The sequence below is a fragment of the Oceanipulchritudo coccoides genome (assembly GCF_010500615.1).
Taxonomy (GTDB): domain Bacteria; phylum Verrucomicrobiota; class Verrucomicrobiia; order Opitutales; family Oceanipulchritudinaceae; genus Oceanipulchritudo; species Oceanipulchritudo coccoides.
The window spans coordinates 1-535 of record NZ_JAAGNX010000015.1 but is presented as its reverse complement, the minus strand read 5'-3'; the positions used below and the strand labels follow the sequence as shown (position 1 = coordinate 535).

Annotated in this window: 1 protein-coding gene; it reads left to right on the top strand. The window is 55.1% G+C overall.

Annotated features, from left to right (window positions below):
• Window positions 1–517 (top strand): CoA transferase subunit A (locus tag G0Q06_RS14225; RefSeq protein WP_163967438.1); only part of this gene is annotated, 517 nt, incomplete at its 5' end.
• Window positions 518–535 lie beyond the last annotated feature (18 nt).

Genomic DNA, 535 nt, shown 5'->3' with positions numbered 1-535 from the left:
TGGCATCGGCATTCTGCTGCAGACCCGGCAGGTCAAAAAGATGATCTCTTCCTACGTTGGCGAGAACGCCGAGTTTATGCGCCAGTATCTGTCAGGTGAGTTGGAACTGGAGTTCAACCCGCAAGGCACATTGGCCGAGCGGATGCGCGCAGGTGGCTGTGGCATCCCGGGTTTTTACACCAAAACCGGCGTCGGCACGGTGATCGCCGATGGTAAGGAACACAAAGACTTTGACGGTGAGACCTATATTCTCGAGCGCGGGATTGTAGCAGATTTGTCCATTGTCAAAGCGTGGAAAGCGGATGCGACAGGCAATCTGGTGTTCCGCAAGACTGCGCGCAACTTCAACCCGCCAGCTGCAATGTGCGGCAAAATCTGCGTCGTGGAAGTGGAAGAGATCGTGCCGACCGGCAGCCTTGATCCGGACAGCATCCATCTGCCCGGTATCTACGTGCATCGATTGATTCAAGGCGAACATGAAAAGCGTATCGAACAGCGGACAACACGTGCCGCCTAGGGCAATCATTTATGGCTG